Origin of the sequence: Pseudomonas sp. B22129 (genome assembly GCF_044218875.1) — a bacterium.
In the GTDB taxonomy this organism is placed as follows: domain Bacteria; phylum Pseudomonadota; class Gammaproteobacteria; order Pseudomonadales; family Pseudomonadaceae; genus Aquipseudomonas.
In genome coordinates this window covers 2547336-2564673 of the sequence record NZ_CP162592.1, presented here as the reverse complement: position 1 = coordinate 2564673, position 17338 = coordinate 2547336, and the positions used below count along the sequence as shown (strand labels likewise).

The 17338-nt window shown below is 61.3% G+C and carries 16 protein-coding genes; 11 read left to right on the top strand and 5 right to left on the bottom strand.

All coding sequences use genetic code 11. The features are described from left to right. Positions 1-3 precede the first annotated feature (3 nt). The 3 genes from AB4P94_RS11630 (at position 4) to AB4P94_RS11620 (ending at position 3978) form a co-directional block, all read left to right on the top strand. On the top strand, positions 4-1272 hold the full coding sequence (locus AB4P94_RS11630; RefSeq protein WP_395610638.1) for an exo-alpha-sialidase: 1269 nt from the start codon (positions 4-6) through the stop codon (positions 1270-1272). Next, on the top strand, positions 1272-1877 hold the full coding sequence (locus tag AB4P94_RS11625) for a hypothetical protein (RefSeq protein ID WP_395610637.1): 606 nt from the start codon (positions 1272-1274) through the stop codon (positions 1875-1877). The genes AB4P94_RS11630 and AB4P94_RS11625 overlap by 1 nt, the downstream gene beginning before the upstream one ends. Before the next feature lie 79 nt (positions 1878-1956). Then, the gene (locus AB4P94_RS11620; protein WP_395610636.1) at positions 1957-3978 is read left to right on the top strand and encodes an LTA synthase family protein; all 2022 of its coding nucleotides are present in this window, start codon (positions 1957-1959) and stop codon (positions 3976-3978) included. Here AB4P94_RS11620 and AB4P94_RS11615 read toward each other — a convergent pair whose 3' ends face one another. Both AB4P94_RS11615 and AB4P94_RS11610 read right to left on the bottom strand, forming a co-directional pair. Further along, positions 3979-4353: a c-type cytochrome gene (locus tag AB4P94_RS11615; RefSeq protein ID WP_395610635.1), complete on the bottom strand. Its 375-nt coding sequence runs from the start codon at positions 4351-4353 to the stop codon at positions 3979-3981. Positions 4354-4396: 43 nt separating this feature from the next. Next, positions 4397-5338, bottom strand: coding sequence for a phosphoribosyltransferase family protein (locus AB4P94_RS11610; RefSeq protein ID WP_395610634.1), 942 nt, complete (start codon positions 5336-5338; stop codon positions 4397-4399). A 252-nt stretch (positions 5339-5590) separates the two neighbouring features. On the opposite strand from AB4P94_RS11610, the gene AB4P94_RS11605 reads away from it, so the two are divergent. The 3 genes from AB4P94_RS11605 to AB4P94_RS11595 all read left to right on the top strand — a co-directional run bounded on the left by AB4P94_RS11605 (position 5591) and on the right by AB4P94_RS11595 (position 9018). Beyond that, positions 5591-5968 carry a response regulator gene (locus AB4P94_RS11605; protein ID WP_395610633.1) on the top strand — a complete coding sequence of 126 codons (378 nt, stop codon included), beginning with the start codon at positions 5591-5593 and terminating at the stop codon, positions 5966-5968. A gap of 195 nt (positions 5969-6163) precedes the next feature. After that, complete coding sequence (locus tag AB4P94_RS11600; RefSeq protein ID WP_395610632.1) at positions 6164-6778, top strand: biliverdin-producing heme oxygenase; 615 nt, start codon at positions 6164-6166, stop codon at positions 6776-6778. Continuing rightward, positions 6775-9018: an ATP-binding protein gene (locus tag AB4P94_RS11595; protein WP_395610631.1), complete on the top strand. Its 2244-nt coding sequence runs from the start codon at positions 6775-6777 to the stop codon at positions 9016-9018. The genes AB4P94_RS11600 and AB4P94_RS11595 overlap by 4 nt, the downstream gene beginning before the upstream one ends. 159 nt (positions 9019-9177) lie before the next feature. On the opposite strand, the gene AB4P94_RS11590 is transcribed toward AB4P94_RS11595, so the two are convergent. After that, positions 9178-10497: an ATP-binding protein gene (locus AB4P94_RS11590; RefSeq protein ID WP_395610630.1), complete on the bottom strand. Its 1320-nt coding sequence runs from the start codon at positions 10495-10497 to the stop codon at positions 9178-9180. Further along, positions 10494-11204 carry a response regulator gene (locus tag AB4P94_RS11585; RefSeq protein WP_395610629.1) on the bottom strand — a complete coding sequence of 237 codons (711 nt, stop codon included), beginning with the start codon at positions 11202-11204 and terminating at the stop codon, positions 10494-10496. The genes AB4P94_RS11590 and AB4P94_RS11585 overlap by 4 nt, the downstream gene beginning before the upstream one ends. 162 nt (positions 11205-11366) lie before the next feature. Between AB4P94_RS11585 and AB4P94_RS11580 the strand changes: the two genes are divergently transcribed. From AB4P94_RS11580 to AB4P94_RS11560, 5 genes are all read left to right on the top strand, one after another. Further along, positions 11367-12152, top strand: coding sequence for a VacJ family lipoprotein (locus tag AB4P94_RS11580; RefSeq protein ID WP_395610628.1), 786 nt, complete (start codon positions 11367-11369; stop codon positions 12150-12152). An 87-nt stretch (positions 12153-12239) separates the two neighbouring features. Next, entirely contained in the window at positions 12240-14135 is a 1896-nt protein-coding gene (locus tag AB4P94_RS11575) for an alkaline phosphatase D family protein (RefSeq protein ID WP_395610627.1), read from the top strand. Positions 14136-14325: 190 nt separating this feature from the next. Beyond that, positions 14326-14667 (top strand): type II toxin-antitoxin system RelE/ParE family toxin, encoded by a 342-nt coding sequence (locus tag AB4P94_RS11570; RefSeq protein WP_395610626.1) that lies wholly within the window; start codon positions 14326-14328, stop codon positions 14665-14667. Positions 14668-14675: 8 nt separating this feature from the next. Further along, complete coding sequence (locus AB4P94_RS11565) at positions 14676-14984, top strand: Fis family transcriptional regulator (protein WP_395610625.1); 309 nt, start codon at positions 14676-14678, stop codon at positions 14982-14984. A gap of 190 nt (positions 14985-15174) precedes the next feature. Continuing rightward, complete coding sequence (locus tag AB4P94_RS11560) at positions 15175-16188, top strand: diguanylate cyclase domain-containing protein (protein ID WP_395610624.1); 1014 nt, start codon at positions 15175-15177, stop codon at positions 16186-16188. Here AB4P94_RS11560 and AB4P94_RS11555 read toward each other — a convergent pair whose 3' ends face one another. Further along, the gene (locus AB4P94_RS11555; protein ID WP_395610623.1) at positions 16189-17217 is read right to left on the bottom strand and encodes an amino acid ABC transporter substrate-binding protein; all 1029 of its coding nucleotides are present in this window, start codon (positions 17215-17217) and stop codon (positions 16189-16191) included. Between the last annotated feature and the right edge of the window lie 121 nt (positions 17218-17338).

Below are 17338 nucleotides of genomic sequence, written 5' to 3'. Positions count from 1 at the left end.
CCTATGCGCTCCGCCCTACTGATCATCAGCTTGCTCGGCGTTTTTACTGCCGCCTGGCTAAGCCATCCGCCCCACGTGCTGGCGCCATTTGCCCAAACAGGCCCGAACACCTCGAAGGTGGCCGACGCGCCGCAATACACCAGCCGTTTTGTGTCTTCGACCCTCACCGACTTTGTGCACTCTTCCTCCGTCACCACCTTGCCCGGTGGCGACTTGATGGCCGTGTGGTTTGCCGGTTCCCGCGAAGGCGCCGCCGATGTGCAGGTGCGCACCGCGCGGTTTGATGCGCGCGCCAGCGAATGGGGCGCCGAACAGGTGTTGGCCACCCGCGAAAGCACGCGCGATGGCACCGGGCGCTACATCCGCAAGCTGGGCAACCCGGTCATCGCCCTGGCCCCGGATAAACGCCTGTGGATGTTTTATGTGTCGGTGTCGGTCGGCGGTTGGGCCGCCAGCGCGATCAATGTGATGGTGTCGGATGACCTCGGCGCGAGCTGGTCGGCGCCCCGGCAATTGGTGACGTCACCGTTCTTTAACGTCAGCACGCTGGTGCGCGCGGCGCCGGTGTTCCATGCCGACGGCTCCATCGGCCTGCCGGTGTACCACGAATTCATGGGCAAGTTCGCCGAGTACCTGTACCTCAGCGCAGACGGCGCGGTGATCGACAAATTCCGCATCAGCCGAGGCAAGCATTCCCTGCAACCGACCATCGTGCCGCTGGACGGAACCCGCGCCATCGCCATGCTGCGCTACGCCGGTGAGACCCACCACCGCGTGCTCGCTAGCCGCACTGAAGACGCGGGGCAGACGTGGAGCGAGCCGTATCCGCTGGCGCCGTCCAATCCCAATTCGTCGCTCGCGGCAGTCGGCACCAGAGGCGACGGTTTGCTGGTGGCGCTGAACGACCTGCAAGACGGCCGCTTCAAGCTCAGCCTCTACGGCACCGACGCCACTATGAGCCAATGGCACACCGTCGCGCAGTTGGACCAGTCGCCAGACCCGCTCGGCCAACCCTTCACTCCCGAGGCTTATAAAGAAATCATCGGCGAGGGCTTTCGCGCCTCCAGCGGCGCCCTGCGCTTGCCGCTGGAGGAGCGTTTTCTCAGCAGCCTGGACTACCGCGTGTGCAAGCCAAGTGGCTGCGAATTCGAATACGAGTACCCGTACTTCAGCCGCAGCCCGGACGGCATGTACCACTTGGTGTACTCGTGGAATAACACCTTTATCAAACACGTCAGCTTCAACGAAGCCTGGCTGTCGGAGCGTTTGTGATGATCTCGTTATGGCAGGCCCATTTGAGTTTTGTGTTGCTGGGGTTTGTGTTGTTGAGCCTGTTTCGGTTTAACGAGCGCTGGCGACCGTGGCTGCTGCCGATGCTGGTGGTGCTGAGTGTTATCCCGCTGAACGGGCTGTCGTTGGCGGCATATGTGCGCAGTTTTACCGATGACTTGGCGATCAGCACGTTGGTGTTGTTGGCGTGGGTGACGCTGGGTCGGTTGGGGTTGGTGCAGCCGCTCGAGCGGCCGCATCGGGCGCAGATGCTGGTGCTGTTTGGCGTGTTGAGCCTGGTGTTGTACCCGGCCACGTTGGGGCTGACGTATTTCGATCCGTATCGGTGGGGGTTTAACCCTCGGCCGATGATTGTGCTGATGGCGGCGGCGGCGTTGGTGGCGTTGTGGCTGCGTAATGGGCTGGCGGTGTGGATGTTGGCGGTGGGTACGCTGGCGTTTGCGTTGCGGCTTAAGGCGTCGGAGAACTATTGGGACTATCTCGTGGATCCGCTGCTGGCGATCTACTGCGTAGTCGCTGGGTTAATGCAATTCAAACGGTGGGAAGAGGTTTTCTCCCGATGGCGGCGTGTCAGGAAAACAGGCTGAGACTGATACACCGCTATCGCAGGCAAGCCAGCTCCCACAGGGGTCTTGTGGTGTTTTTGAGATTGAATAGAGGTCAACAATGAGTGCGTTGCAATCACGCCGCCTGCGCTACGGCGTGGGCGCTATCGGGTTGGTGTTTGCGTTGCTGGCCGCACTGCGGCTGGTGTTTGTACTGGCGTTTTCCGGCCTGCCCCTGAACACCCCGACACTGCTCGAAACCCTCGGCATCGGCCTGCGCTTCGACTTGCGCCTGGCTGTATTGATCCTGTTGCCGCTGGGCGTGCTGGCCTGGCTGCCGCGCTGGAACCTCACCACCCTGCCCGTCCTGCGCTGGCTGGCGCGCGGTTATCTGGTGGTGGTACTGGCCGTGGTCGGTTTGGTGTACATCCTCGATTTCGGCCATTACGCCTACCTCGGCGTGCGCATCAACGCGACAGTGCTGCGTTACCTGCAAGACGCGCAGATTTCTCAACAGATGGTGTGGGAAACCTACCCGGTGCTGTGGATAACCGCCTGCTGGCTGGCGGCAGTGGCGTTGTGGGTGTGGGCGTTGGTCTGCCTGGAGCGGCTTACCCTGGACCGCGAGCCCAAGGCCATCGGCAAACTGACAGTGGCTTCTGCCTCCGTCGTTGGCGTGGTCGTCGTGCTGTTGGCCCTGCTCGGCCGCGTGGCCAATCTGAACCTGGAAAACCCGGTGCCCTTGCGCTGGAGCGATGCGTTTTTTTCCGGCAATAGCCAGGTCGCTGCCGTCGGCCTGAACCCGGTGCTGTTTTTGTACGACACCCTCAAGGTCGGCCAGTCGCAATACGATGAGGCTCAGGTGCGCACACTGTATCCACAAGTGGCGAAGTACCTGGGTGTGGAAAAGCCAGACGCCCAACACCTGAGCTTCGTACGCGAACAAGGCGTCCAGCCGTACAGGCTGGCGGGCGATCGCCCACCCAATGTGGTCTTCGTGATGCTTGAATCCCTCGGCACCAGCGCGGTCGGCGCCTACGGCAACCCACTGAACCCCACGCCGAACCTGGACAAACTGGCCACGCAAAGCCTGTTCTTCAAGCACTTCTACGTGCCCGTCACCGGCACTGCGAAAACCGTGTGGGCGAGCATCACCGGCGTGCCGGACGTCACGCGTCAGGAGACCGCCACACGCAACCCGCTGATTACCCGGCAACACACGCTGATCAATGCGTTCGAGGGGTATCAAAAGTTCTACATGATCGGCGGCAACGCCGGTTGGGCCAACATCAACGCGCTGATCCGCCAGAGCATCGATGGTGTGCAACTGTTTGACGAAAGCCACTGGCGCTCGCCACGGGTAGATGTGTGGGGCATTTCCGATCTGGACCTGTTCAAGGAAGGCGATCAACTGTTGCGCGCGGTGCCCAAAGACCAACCCTTCTTCGCCTACCTGCAAACCTCCGGCAACCACCGGCCGTTTACCATCCCTAAACAAAACGACGGTTTCCAGTTAAACAACGTGACACTGGAACAAGCCCAGGGCGCCGGCTCGCGCAGCGTCGAGCAGTACAACGCGGTGCGTTTGCTGGATTACAACATCGGCCGTTTGATGGAGATTGCCAAAGCTGGAGGCTGGTACGACAACACTATTTTCGTGCTCTTCGGCGACCACAACACGCGCATCAGCCAGATCCCGCACATGGCGCCCGCCTTCGAACAACTGGGCCTGGAAAGTAACAACGTGCCGCTGCTGATCCACGCGCCGGGCCTTGCACCCCGGGTGATCGAAGAGGCCGTGGGCCTGGCTGACCTGCTGCCGACCGTCGCGGGCATGGCGGGCATCCCGTTTACCAATGGCGCGATGGGCCGGGACATCCAGCAACCGGCGCCGGAAGGCGAGCGCATGGTGCCGTTGGTGCTGCACGAAGGGACCTTTCCGGTCATCGGTGGCGTGACTCAGCATTTCCTCCTGCAGATGCAACATGACGGCAGCTCGCCGACCTTGCACGACCTGGCTTCACAAACCCCTCGGGAGGATGTGGCCGAGCAACACCCGCAGGAGTTTCAACGCTTGCAGGGGCTGACACGCGGGCTGCACGAGAGTGCGCGGCTGATGCTGTTCAGGAACGTGCGCGAGTGATCATTTGGGCTGGAAGGTTTCGAGGTAGGCCAGGATGTTTTCAATCTTCTCCGGGTCGCTGATACCCCAGAAAATCATGCGCGTACCGCTGACGACTTTCTTCGGGGCCTCGATGTAGGCAGCGAGCTTGTCGCGCGTCCAGACCACGCCCGAGTTCTTCATCGCGTCGGAATACTGATAGTCGGTGGTCGTCCCGGCGGGCCGCCCGATGATCCCGTTGAGTTCCGGCCCGAACCCGCCCCGCGCGCCTTCGCCGATGCTGTGGCAGCCGCCGCAGGTCTTGCTGAACAGTTTGCCGCCCGCTTCGGCATCCCCCGCGGCAACGGCCGGGGCGGTGTTGAGGATCAGGGCGAGGGTCAGCAAGGCGTACTTCATCAAGGGCTCCACAGCGGGCAACAGTGGGCCGATTATGCCTGTATCAGCCCCACTGCGCTGCACCGAGCAGGCGACCTTGCCGGGATTGAGCGTCCCACCAGATCACGCGTAACAGCGGAGCTTGCTGCGCAATGAGGATCGCTTGCACCGGGTCGCTTTCCACGAAATGGGTGCAGGCCAGTTGCAGGGTGGCGCTGGTTTTATGGTGGGCGACGTGTTCGGGCGTGTCGCTGTAGCGCGTGGTGTCGCGCATGATCAACGGCGTGGCGCCGTGGCCATGGCGGTCGAGCCAGGCTTGGGTGCGTGCGCGGTCCATTTCCGGGCGGCCGGTGATGATGGCTTTGACAGGGCCCAGTGCGGGCAAGTGCTCGAAGGGTGCCAGTTGATCACGTTGCCGCAGCGCGGCGTGCAGGTCGGCGGTGTACTGCGCTTCGGGAATGTCGGGCAACAGGATGCCGTCGAGGTCAATGGCATAGGCGTCGTATTCGTGGTCCTGGGCCAGTTCGCCGGTGCGCCCGCCACGGGTTTCCTGCCAGTGGTCGCGGTAGGCGGTGGTGCGTGCCTGGCGCTCCCAGGGAAATTGCAGGAAGTAACCGCGACCGTCGATGCCGTAGTCAGGCCGGGTGGCACTGAGGTCGTCGAAACCGGCGGTCAGCGTTTTCACCCTGAGGCCCTGACGCTGCAGGAAGTGGGAGCAATCCTTGAGGGTGTGGCCGCTGCCGGCGATGTCCTCGCACAACAGCACCGTGCTGCCGGGCGGCGGAATCGGAATCGACGAGTCCCAGGCCACGCTGCGGTCAGCGCGCTGGTAACGCAGAAATGCCGGGGCAACGCCGGTGACGTGGGAAACCATCAAGGCCAGGGGCCCGCCACCGCGCAGGATGCCGATCACGCAGGTGAAAGCCTCCTCCAGCAGCGCCGGTTGCAACGACGCAATCCAGCGGTCCAGATGTTCGTAGGAAATGGGCAGCACGGGTCGGTTCAAAGGCGCGGTCTTTTCAGGGAGGGTCAGGAAGTTCGGCGCCGGTTGCAGCACCCCTTTTCGGACAACGCCTGGGAGCGACGATTTATTCCTGATGAAACGCAAAAACCCAGCAAGCTGAAAGCCCGGATTCCGGGGACAACCGCAGGCCAAACACGTCTATATGACCATCCATCGGCAAAAATCCTGACCGCCGAAACTCTTGCAATCGCGCCCCACTCAACCTGTATGAACCCTGATGGTGGAGTAAGGATCATGGCTCAGCCATCGATTTTAGTGCTGGAAGACGACGAGATCATTCGCTCGTTAATGGTGGACGTACTGGAGGAGTTCGGTGCGCACGTCACGTCCTTCCCTTCGGCGGATGAAGGGATGATTTTCCTGGAGCGGGCCGACGACCCGGTGGACCTGATTGTCAGTGATATACAGATGCCGGGGTTGCTCAATGGTTATGACTTGAGCCGGGTGGTGGCCCATCGCTGGCCGTCAGTGCCGGTGGTGTTGACGTCCGGCAACACCAAACTGGCGGCGCAATTGGGCAGCAGTGTGCGGTTCCTGCCCAAGCCGTGGAGCGCCGAGCATTTGCTGGAATGCGTGCAAACTGCACTGACCCAGCAAGGATCTCTGCACTGATATCGCAGCGATATCACTTAAACCGAACTTCAAGCGATGCCCTGCGGTCATTAAAGATGCAAGGAGCGACTTTTCTGATCCGCCGGTCAGCCTTTTCGCCTTGTGCGTACAGTTGACGACCATGAGTTGTGTAGAATCGTCGCCCATTTCCATGCGTCATTCATGGCCGAAAGGCCCACAGTTCGAGCTCATTGAATGCATTCACAGGCCCATGACGTTAATGCGCCCTCATTACTGGAAGCGTTGCGCGCAGGCACCGGCCTGCTGCATGTAGCGCTGGAAAAGCGCCTGCCGTTTTTCTCCGAGCGCCTCGATACCGGTTGGTATCAGCGTTTGCTCCAGGCGTATTACGGGTTTTATGGGCCGATGGAAGCGGCGCTGTACGACAGTGGCTTGATCCCCGACGGCTTTGACCAGACGCTGCGTGTGAAAACGCCGACGCTGGTGGGCGACCTGCACGCCCTCGGCCTGAATGATGACGCCATCAACGCCCTGCCGGCCTGTTCCGACCTGCCCACCTTTGACACACCTGCCGCCTGCCTCGGCGCCCTCTATGTGCTGGAAGGCGCAACGCTGGGCGGCCAGGTGCTGCGCCGCGAAATGGCTCAGCGCCTGGGCATCGATGCGGACAACGGCGGTGCGTTTCTCAATGTGTATGGCGCCGACACGGGCCGACGCTGGAAAGACTTTCTCGATTACCTGGGCCGCTTGCCACTGGATACGCACGCCAAACAGTGCGCGGTGGACGCGGCCCGTTCGACATTCAGCGGCTTTGAGCAATGGCTCGACCGCCAGGAGGTACTGCTATGAAACCCGAAGATTTTGAAGAGCTGCTTGCCAACTGCGCCGACGAACCCATTCGCTTTCCGGGGGCGATTCAGCCCCACGGTGTACTGCTGACGTTGTCGGAGCCGGAACTGAACATCGTGCAGATCAGCGCCAACGTGGGCGCCCTGTTCGGCCAAGCACCCGAGGCGCTGCTGGGCCAGCCATTGCATACGCTGCTCGGCGCCGAACATGCCCAGGCCGTGAAAACCATGGCTGAGAACAACACGTTCTTCGACGCGCCGCCGCTGCACGTCACGCTCAACGGCGCCGAGTTCGAAGGCCTGCTGCATCGCCATCAACATGTGCTGGTGCTGGAGTTCGAACCGCGCCTTGAGAACTTCAAACCCCGCGCGTTGAACGGTCGCACCAGCGACCTGGGCAAAATGCTGCAGCGCCTGCAGTCAGCGAAAACCCTGCAGGCGCTGTACGAAATCAGCGTGAATGAAATCCAGGCCATGACCGGTTATGACCGGGTGCTGATCTACCGCTTTGAAGACGAAGGCCATGGCCAGGTGATCGCCGAAGCGTCGGCGCCGTCCATGGAACTGTTCAACGGGCTGTTCTTCCCCGCATCCGACATCCCGGAGCAAGCCCGCGAGCTGTATCGCACCAACTGGCTGCGCATCATCCCGAACGCGGCCTACGAGCCCGTGCCGCTGCTGCCCAAGCTGCGCCCGGACAACGACCAGCCGCTGGACCTGAGCTTTGCCACCCTGCGCAGCGTGTCGCCGATTCACTGCCAGTACATGCAGAACATGGGTGTGCTGTCGTCCATGAGCATCTCGCTGATGAAGGGCGACAAGCTGTGGGGCCTGATCAGCTGCGGCAACCGCGAGCCCTTGTTGGTGCCGAACGATTTACGCACCGCGTGCCAGACCATCGGCCAGGTACTGTCGCTGCAGATCAGTGCCATGGAAGCCTTGGAGCTGAGTCGCCAGCGCGAAGAAAAAGTCGAGACCCTGGCCTCTCTTGACCAGGCGATGAAAGCCTCCAAGGAAAACGTGTTCGACGGCCTCGCCCAGCAGCCACAGTGGCTGCTGGACCTGACCCTGTCCGGCGGCGTGGCGATCATCGAAGACAAGCAACTGCACCGTTACGGCAATTGCCCGGAGCCGGCGCAGATTCGGGCGTTGCACAAGTGGCTCATCGAAACCGGCGAGCCGGTGTTTTCCAGCCACAACCTGTCGTCGGTCTACCCGCCTGCTGCCGAGTTTCAACAGGTCGCCAGCGGCGTATTGGCCATGAGCTTGCCCAAGCCGGTGGACAACGGCGTGCTGTGGTTCCGCCCGGAAGTGAAGGAAAACATCAACTGGAGCGGTGACCCGAACAAGCCGCTGGACCTGGAAAACTCCGACGCCGGCCTGCGCCTTCGCCCACGCACGTCGTTTGAAATCTGGAAAGTGGAAATGGCCGGTATCTCCACCAAGTGGAGCCACGGCGACCTGTTTGCCGCCAATGACCTGCGCCGCTCGGCCCTGGAAAATGACTTGGCCCGCCAAGTACTGCGCGAACAACAAGCCGTGCGTGCGCGTGATGAGTTGGTGGCGGTGGTGTCCCACGACCTGCGCAACCCGATGACGGTCATCTCGATGCTCTGCGGCATGATGCAAAAGGCGTTCAGCTCCGACGGCCCACACACCTCGCGGCGCATTTCCTCGGCCATCGACACCATGCAGCAAGCCGCCGGGCGCATGAACGTGTTGCTGGAAGACTTGCTCGACACCTCGAAAATCGAAGCCGGACGCTACGTGGTCAAACCGGTGAAGCTGGATGTCAGCCAGATATTTGAAGAGGCCTACTCGCTGCTGACGCCACTGGCGATGGAAAAAGGTATCGACCTGTCGTTCAACACCGAGCCCGGTCTGCAGATCCACGCTGACCCGGAGCGTCTGTTCCAGGTGCTGTCGAACCTGATCGGCAACGCCATCAAATTCACGCCGCGTCAGGGCAATATCGGTATCAGCGCCATGAGCAATGGCGAAGAAATCGTATTCGTCGTGCGCGATTCCGGCGAAGGCATTGCACCCGAGCAACTGCCCCATGTGTTTGACCGCTACTGGACCCAAGCCGAAAACAACCCTACCGGCAGCGGGCTGGGGCTGTACATCACGAAGGGGATCGTTCAGGCCCACGGCGGCAAGATCGTGGCTGAAAGTGAAGTGGGCCGTGGCAGCGAGTTCCGCTTCACCGTGCCCAAGGTGATCGAGGATTCACACATCTGACACGGTTAACCTGTGGGAGCGGGCTTGTGTGGCGAGGGAGCTTGCTCCCGCTGGGGTGCGAAGCGCCCCTGAAGCTGGCGACTGCTACGCAGTCAAACGGGAGCAAGCTCCCTCGCCACAGCAAGCCCGCATTCACACTCCGCCGTCTGTCGCCGTTTGTCAGACGGGCAGCACAATCATCGCCACCAGCCCGCCGCCCTGGCGTTCTGCCAGGGTCAGCGTTCCGCCATGTTCCAGCACAATCGCCCGCGCCGTGGAGAGCCCCAACCCTACACCGCCGGTGCTTTTGTTGCGCGAGCCTTCCAGGCGGTAGAACGGCAGAAACACCTGTTCCCGGTGCTCGGCAGGAATGCCGGGGCCACGGTCGAGCACGTGAATGACGACCTCGCCCGGGATGTACAGCAATTCGATCTCCGGTGCCGCGCCGTAATGGATGGCGTTTTCCACCAGGTTGGTGATGACGCGCTTGAGGCCCAACGGCCGGCCGCAATACACCAGCCGGGGCGGGCCACGGAAGCTGATGTCGATATTCTGGTCGCGGTAGTCGTCGATCAGGGTTTGCAGCAGCTCAGCCAAATCCAGTTGGGTGGCTTCCTCCAGACGGGCGTCATCACGGAAGAACTCCAGGGCGGTGTTAATCATCGCCTGCATTTCATCCACATCGCGAAACAGGCGTTGTTGCTGGTCGGCGTCTTCAATGAACTCACCGCGCAGGCGCAACCGTGTGAGGGGCGCGCGCAGGTCGTGGGAAATGGCCGCGAGCATTTGCGTGCGGTCCTGGATGAAGTGCTGCAATTGCGCCTGCATGCCATTGAAAGCGAGGATCGCCTGGCGGATTTCATGGGGCCCGACCGGCTCGATGGGCGGCGCACGAAAGTCCGAGCCAAAGCGCCGCGCGCCCTGGGCGAACTGTTGCAGGGGCCGTGCCAGGCGCCGGGTTGCCACCAGCGTCACCAACGCGGTGGAGATTAATACCAGCAGCAACACGACCAGGCTGCGCTGGCCCTCCCCCAAGCCCCAACTGCGAGACTGCGCGCTGAACATCAGCCAGGAATGGTCAACCAACCGGACGACCAAGGCATAGTGGCCTTTGCCGTCCGTCCAGTCGGAAGGCTCGTAGCCGGCCATCAACCGGAGCGGGCCGGGCAGCAGATGCTTGAAGACTTCATCGCCCGAGTGAAAGTCCGGCTCGAGTTGCTCGGGCAAGCCGAATGTTTCACGCTCGGTCGCCCACGTCACGTTGAACTGCTCATCACCCACCGCCTGAGTAAGGCGCTCACGCTGGGCGGGCTCGGAGGCTTCCACCGCCCGCACCACCACGGCGATTTTTTCCAGCAACCCGATTTCGGTCAGCGGCGGCCGCGCCCACACACCGGCCAATTGCACAAACAAGGCGTTAAATGCCAGCGCGGTGAACATGGCGAGCAGAATGGTCAGGGCGATCCAGCGCGCCACGGTATCGCGGGGCAGGCGCCTCATGAGCGGGTCACGTTGGCGGTGAATTGGTAGCCGCCGTTGCGCACGGTACGGATCATCGCCGGGCGCTTGGTATCGAACTCCAGCTTGCGGCGCAGGCGGCTGACCTGCACATCGATGCTGCGGTCGAACGCATCGTGGCTGTGGCCGCGCGCCAGGTTCAGCAATTGCTCGCGGGTGAGCACGCGCTGGGGGTGTTCGGCGAAGACCAACAGCAGGTCGAACTCGCCGGAGGACAGCGGAATCATCACGTGGTCGGGTGAACGTAATTCGCGGCGCGTCAGGTCAAGTTGCCAGCCGGCAAAGCGGATCAACGGGCGGGCGGCCTCGCCCACCGGCAGCCGGCTTTCACCGGCGCGGCGCAACACCGCGCGCACCCGGGCCAGCAGTTCGCGGGCGTCGAAGGGTTTGCTCAGGTAATCGTCGGCGCCCATTTCCAGGCCCACCACGCGGTCACTGAGTTCGCCCATGGCGGTCAGCATGATCACCGGGGTCGCATACTCCTGGCGCAAGCGCTGGCACAGCAGCAGGCCGTTATCGCCCGGCAGCATCAGGTCGAGGATGATCAGGTCCGCAGGTTCGCGCTCCATGGCCGCCCACAGGCCGGCGCCACTGGCAGCGGTCTCGACCGTATAGCCGTGTTGCAGGAAAAATTTCTTCAGCAGCGCGAGGACTTCAAGGTCATCGTCCACGATCAAAAGGTTGCTCACCGGCACGCATCACATGGGTTGGTCGAGGGGCTATCTAAAACCATTCGGCGCGTCGCGTCATATATTTCAACCGTGCAATAAAGCGTCAACAGCGCAATAAACCAGACATCTTTGCGCAAGAAGCGGCTGCCAGCATCGGCCTCCCTTTTGCGGAGACTGACCATGCGCTCGCTCACTTATCCCCAGCACCTGGCCCGCCAGGCGGTGCTGCTGTTGACCGTGTCTTACCTGACAGGCTGCGCCAGCCCCACGCCCGTGGCGCCCACCACCCAATGCGCGCAGGTGAGCTACCCGGTGTATGACCCGGCCGAACCGGTCAACCGTGGGGTGTTCGCGTTTAACCGGGCCGTGGATGACTACGCCCTGGCCCCGGTGGCACGGGGTTACCGCCACCTGCCGGATTTTTTTCAGCAGGGTGTGCATAACTTCGCCACCAACTTCAGCGAGCCAAAGGTGTTCATCAATGACTTGCTGCAAGGTAACCCGCGCCGTTCGATCAACACCCTGGGCCGGTTTGCAGTGAACACCACCGTGGGCGTGGTGGGGTTGTTCGATGTGTCGGACCGCCTGGGCATCCCGCGCCATACCGCTGACTTTGGCCAGACGTTTGGCGTGTGGGGCGTTGGCAATGGGCCGATTGTCGAGTTGCCGCTGCTGGGCACCGGCAACAGCCGTGATGCGGCGGGCAAGGTCTTGAGTTTCCTGGTCTCGCCACTGGGAGACAGCGATACCGTACAAACCCTGGGCACTGTCAGCCTGGTGGGTGGCACCGTGGACACGCGCGCGTCGTTGCTGCCGCTCACCGATAGCCTGCAAAAACTGCCGGATTACTACAGCGCATTGCGTAACGTGGTGGCGGAGCATCGCGCAGCCTTTGTGGTGGAAGGCAAGGAAGGCGCGACAACGCCTGTGGCCAGTGAGTGTGCAAACGCCAGCGACGACTTTTGATACAGATGCAGCCCGGCCGCTTAACAAAATGCCGACATCCAGTGCGCTAACCTCGCCGGTTTGATCCTGCCTGGAACCTTTGCCTGCATGCCAAACACCGACACACTGCCCGCCGTCCTCGCCGGGCCACTGCTGCGCCGCCTCGAACCCCGGCGTCTGGTGCTGTGGCTGGCGGGCAGCCGTGAACTGGCGTTGACGCTCAGGCTATACCTCGAAGGCCAGACCATTGAGATCATGCTGGATCAAGGCCAATGCCAGGTCGTGCCGGTGGGGCGCCACGCCTTCATTCATTTGATTGACGTACCGCTGGACGACGCGCTGCCTCAGGACGTGGTGATCGGCTATGACCTGCTGACCGAAGGCAGCGGCATCGCCGAATGGGCGCCGCACCTTTTGCACACGGATACCGGCTACCCGAATTTCGTGTTGCACAGCCGTATCCATCAACTGGTCCACGGTTCCTGCCGCAAACCCCATCACCGCGCCGACGAAGGTTTGCTGTGCGTCGACCGCCTGCTGGCTGATGCGCGCACCCCGGCCGAACGCCCGGCTCTGTTGATGATGAGCGGCGACCAGATTTACGCCGACGATGTCGCAGGCCCCATGCTGCGGGCGATTCACGCACTGATCGCGCGCCTGGGGCTGTTTGACGAATACCTGGAAGGCGCGGTGGTGGACGACAGCGCCGGCCTCTACGGGCATCGCGCCAGCTATTACCATCGCGCCGACCTGCTACCGGCACTGGACAGCAACGAGACCTTGCGCGAACGGTTTTTCGGCGGGGTGAAAAAGCCGATTTTCACCAGCAGCACTGCGGACAATCACCTGGTGACATTGGCTGAAGTGATCGCGATGTACTTGCTGGTGTGGTCGCCCACGCCCTGGGCACTGATCACACCGCAACCACCGCAATTGAGTCGTGAGGAACAGGCACGCTATACCCGCGAACAGGTGCAGGTTGAACACTTTCGCGACGGGCTGCCGGGCGTCGCGCGGGTATTTGCCCATCTGCCGACCCTGATGATCTTTGACGACCACGACATCACCGATGACTGGAACCTCAGCGCCCAGTGGGAGCAAACGGCCTACGGCCACCCGTTTTCCAAGCGCATCATCGGCAACGCCTTGCTCGCGTACCTGCTGTGTCAGGGCTGGGGTAACCAGCCGCAGGTGTTTGCCGAGCTGGTCAGCCAAACCCGGGCGCTGACGACCGGGGTGCAAAATGCCCCTCTCAATGCGGCCGCGCAGGATGAGCTGATCGAAGCCCTGTTGCAGTTTCAGCAATGGCACTACGTGCTGCCCACCACGCCCGCGCTGGTGGTACTCGACACACGTACCCGGCGCTGGCGCAGCGAATTCACCCTCAAGCAACCCTCCGGCTTGCTCGACTGGGAAGCCTTAAGCGAACTGCAACAAGCCCTGCTGGATCATCCCTCGGCCATTATCGTCTCCCCGGCGCCGGTCTTTGGCGTCAAGCTGATCGAGACCGTGCAAAAGGTCTTCAGTTGGTGCGGCCACCCGCTGCTGGTAGACGCCGAAAACTGGATGGCCCATCGCGGCGCGGCCCAGGTGATTCTCAACATTTTCCGCCACTCACGCACGCCCGGGAACTACGTGATCCTGTCGGGTGACGTGCATTACTCGTTCGTCTATGAAGTGCTGATCCGCCACCGCAACGCCGGCCCCAGGATCTGGCAGATCACCAGCAGCGGCATCAAGAATGAATTCCCCCCGCGCCTGCTGGAGTGGTTTGACCGCCTCAACCGCTGGCTCTACTCACCGCGTTCGCCGCTTAACGGGTTCACCCGCCGCCGAGCCATGGAGGTCGTGCCGCATATTCCCGAGCATGCCCAAGCGGGAGAGCGGCTGTGGAACTCGGCGGGGATCGGCCAGGTGTTTTTCAATGAACGGGGCCAGCCAGAGGCGATTTACCAGCACAACGCGGATGGAAGGCCGAGGACGAGGATGGTTGCGCCCGACTAAGTTTCCTACACATGCAAAAACTTACTCTTACCCGCCTCCCGGAAACTTCACAAAACTCTGTTTTTTATGGAAATTTCCTGAAAATTTTCAACACCCTCACGCCTTGAAGAAAGTGTCAGGCTCCGGCTGGTCTTTGCGAAAACCTTATCAATCGCCGATTGCCACATGAACCTATTTTGGTGCACTCTCTGTGAACGATCTACCTGTTGTGCTGAGTGTTGTTTTTTTTCGAACGCAGGCGGGCAACGAGCCCGTGCGGGAGTGGCTGACGGAACTGCCCAGGGAATCAAGGCGACTCATAGGCACTGACATCAAGTCCGTTCAATTGGGTTGGCCGCTGGGAATGCCACTCGTACGCAAGCTGGAGCATCGACTTTGGGAGATTCGAACCGACCTGGATGTGAACATCGCACGTGTCATCTTTACGTTAGTGAATAGCGAAATGGTGCTACTGCACGGTTTCATCAAAAAAAGTCAAAAAACTCCGTTAGTCGACCTGAACTCCGCAAAGCATCGAAAGAGCAAGCTATGAGGTCCCCCATGAACAAACATATCGGCTCCAGCCTCGATGACTTCCTCAGCGACGAAGGGCTTCTGGAAGAAGTGACCGCCGCCGCATTGAAGCGTGTCATCGCATGGCAATTGGCAGAAGCAATGAAAGCGCAAAAAGTCAGTAAAAAGGCGTTGGCAGAACGCATGCACACCAGTCGCACAGCCGTAGATAGAGCACTGGATCAAAACGATGCAGGCATGACTTTGGCCACGCTTGCAAGCGCGGCCAGAGCATTGGGTCAACGGGTAGAAGTGCGCCTTGTGCCTGATAATGATGCAAGCCCCTCGGTGATTTAATGCATCGAGGGCAGTGATCGCGACGACCTTGCGGCATCGAACAACGGATCAGTTCACCGCCACCCCACTAAAGCAGCACATCCCTCCTATTCAAACCCAGCCGCCCCCGTTGTAAAGTAACGTCAGCCACGGAGTCTGGGCGTCAACGAAGATTGGCCTTCAAAGCCAGCGCACGCAGGGAAGCAAGAGGATGGACGATACATCTGATGACAGCCCATTGAGGAATGACTTTTCCGACCTCAATTCAGACATGCTGCACGCCGTCATGGAGTTGGTCAGCGACGGGATCTGGGACTGGAACGCCAATACCGGCTTTGTGTACCGCAACCCGGGCTGGTACGAAATGCTTGGCTACCCCCGCCACTCCCTGGATAACAACGTGCACACCTGGGAAAGCGTGATCCACCCTGAAGACTACCCCCATGTCATGAGGGTGTTTGATGACTACATCTGCCAGCGCGCCCCCCACTACAGAACCGAATACCGCTGCCGCAAGGAAGACGGCACCTACCTGTGGATTGAAGACCGTGGCTACGTCATTGCACGTAACCCCGACGGCTCAGTGGCACGCATGGTGGGGGCCCACCGCGATATTCATCTGCGCAAAAGCTCCATCGAACAGCTTGAACAGCGCAACCAGTCCCTTGAGGCATTGGTGGCCGAGCGCACGCGCGAACTGTCGCGGGTCAACCAGCAACTGCAAGTGCAACTCGATGAAAACCGCTCCCTGGCCGAGCGTGACACCTTGACGCTCATCGCCAACCGCTATCGCCTGGATAAAGTGCTGCTGGAAGAATGTGATCGCGCCGAGCGCTTCCGACTGCCATTGGCGTTGGTCGCCATGGATATCGATGACTTCAAGCCGATCAATGACAAGCATGGCCACGCCGTGGGCGATCAAACGCTGATGCGCGTGGTGAAAAGCCTGGAGGACTGCATGCGCCCGGGTGACCTGCTGGCACGCTGGGGTGGCGACGAATTCATGGTGGTCCTACCCGACAGCAGCCTTGACGATGCGAAAGCCTTGGCGGAACGGATTCGACAGCACATCACACAGGTCTGCGCCGTGGGTGACTTCAAAGTGACCCTGAGCCTGGGTGTCGTGACACGGTGTAGCGGTGAAACCCCTGCCGCCTTGATGGCGCGTGCCGATCAGGCGCTGTATCGGGCCAAGGCGGCAGGAAAGGACACGGTGTCGGACTGATCAGCGTACCGGCGGCGCGTACTGGATGCCCCCGTTGCTCCACAGCGCATTCAGCCCGCGCTTGATCTTCAGCACGCTGCCCTGGCCGATATTGCGTTCGAACACCTCATCGTAGTTGCCCACTTGCTTGACGATCTGCACCACCCAATCCTTGCGCAGCTTCAGGTCTTTGCCGTATTCGCCGTCGGCGCCCAACAGCCGTGCAATGTCCGGATTCTTGGTGGTCTTGGCCTGCTCTTCGACGTTTTTGGAGTTGATGCCCATTTCCTCGGCATTGAGCATGGCGAACAGCGTCCATTTGACGATGCTGAACCACTCGTCATCGCCTTTGCGTACCAAGGGCCCCAGCGGTTCTTTGGAAATCACCTCCGGTAGCACCACGAACTCGTCGGGGTGGGCCATCTTGATGCGTTGCGCGTAGAGGCCCGACTGGTCGGTGGTCAGCACGTCGCAGCGCCCGGACTCCAGGCCCTTGGCGCTTTCGTCGGCGGTGTCGAAGGTGATGGGCGTGTACTTCAGGCTGTGGGTGCGGAAATAGTCAGCGACGTTGAGTTCGGTGGTCGTGCCGGCCTGCAGGCACACGGTGGCGCCGTCCAGTTGCTTGGCGGCGGTGACGCCCAGCTTGTTGTTCACCAGAAAGCCGATGCCGTCGTAGTAGGTCACGCCGGTGAACACCAGGCCCATGCCGGCATCGCGAGAGCTGGTCCAGGTGGTGTTGCGCGAGATCACGTCGACTTCACCCGATTGCAACGCGGTGAAACGCTCCTTGGCGGTCAACTGGCTGAACTTGACCTTCGACGCATCGCCGAACACGGCGGCCGCGATGGCGTGGCACACGTCCACATCGATGCCGGTCATCTTGCCGGTGCTGTCCGGCACGCCGAAGCCCGGCAGGCCATCGCTGACGCCACACTGGATAAAGCCCTTTTTCTGGATCGCGTCCAGCGTCGCACCGGCGTGAGCGCTGGCAGCCAGGCCCAAGGCGGCAGCGGCGGTGATGGCGGCCAAGGTGGTCTTGAGGTTTTTCATGCGAGGCACTCCCTGTCATTCCTTATTATTCGGCGCCGCACAGCCCGCGCCGGTTTATAGTGTTGCCGGGCAGTATCGACGGCTTTACCTGCCTGCCACAAACGACCTTTAGGCAAAGGCT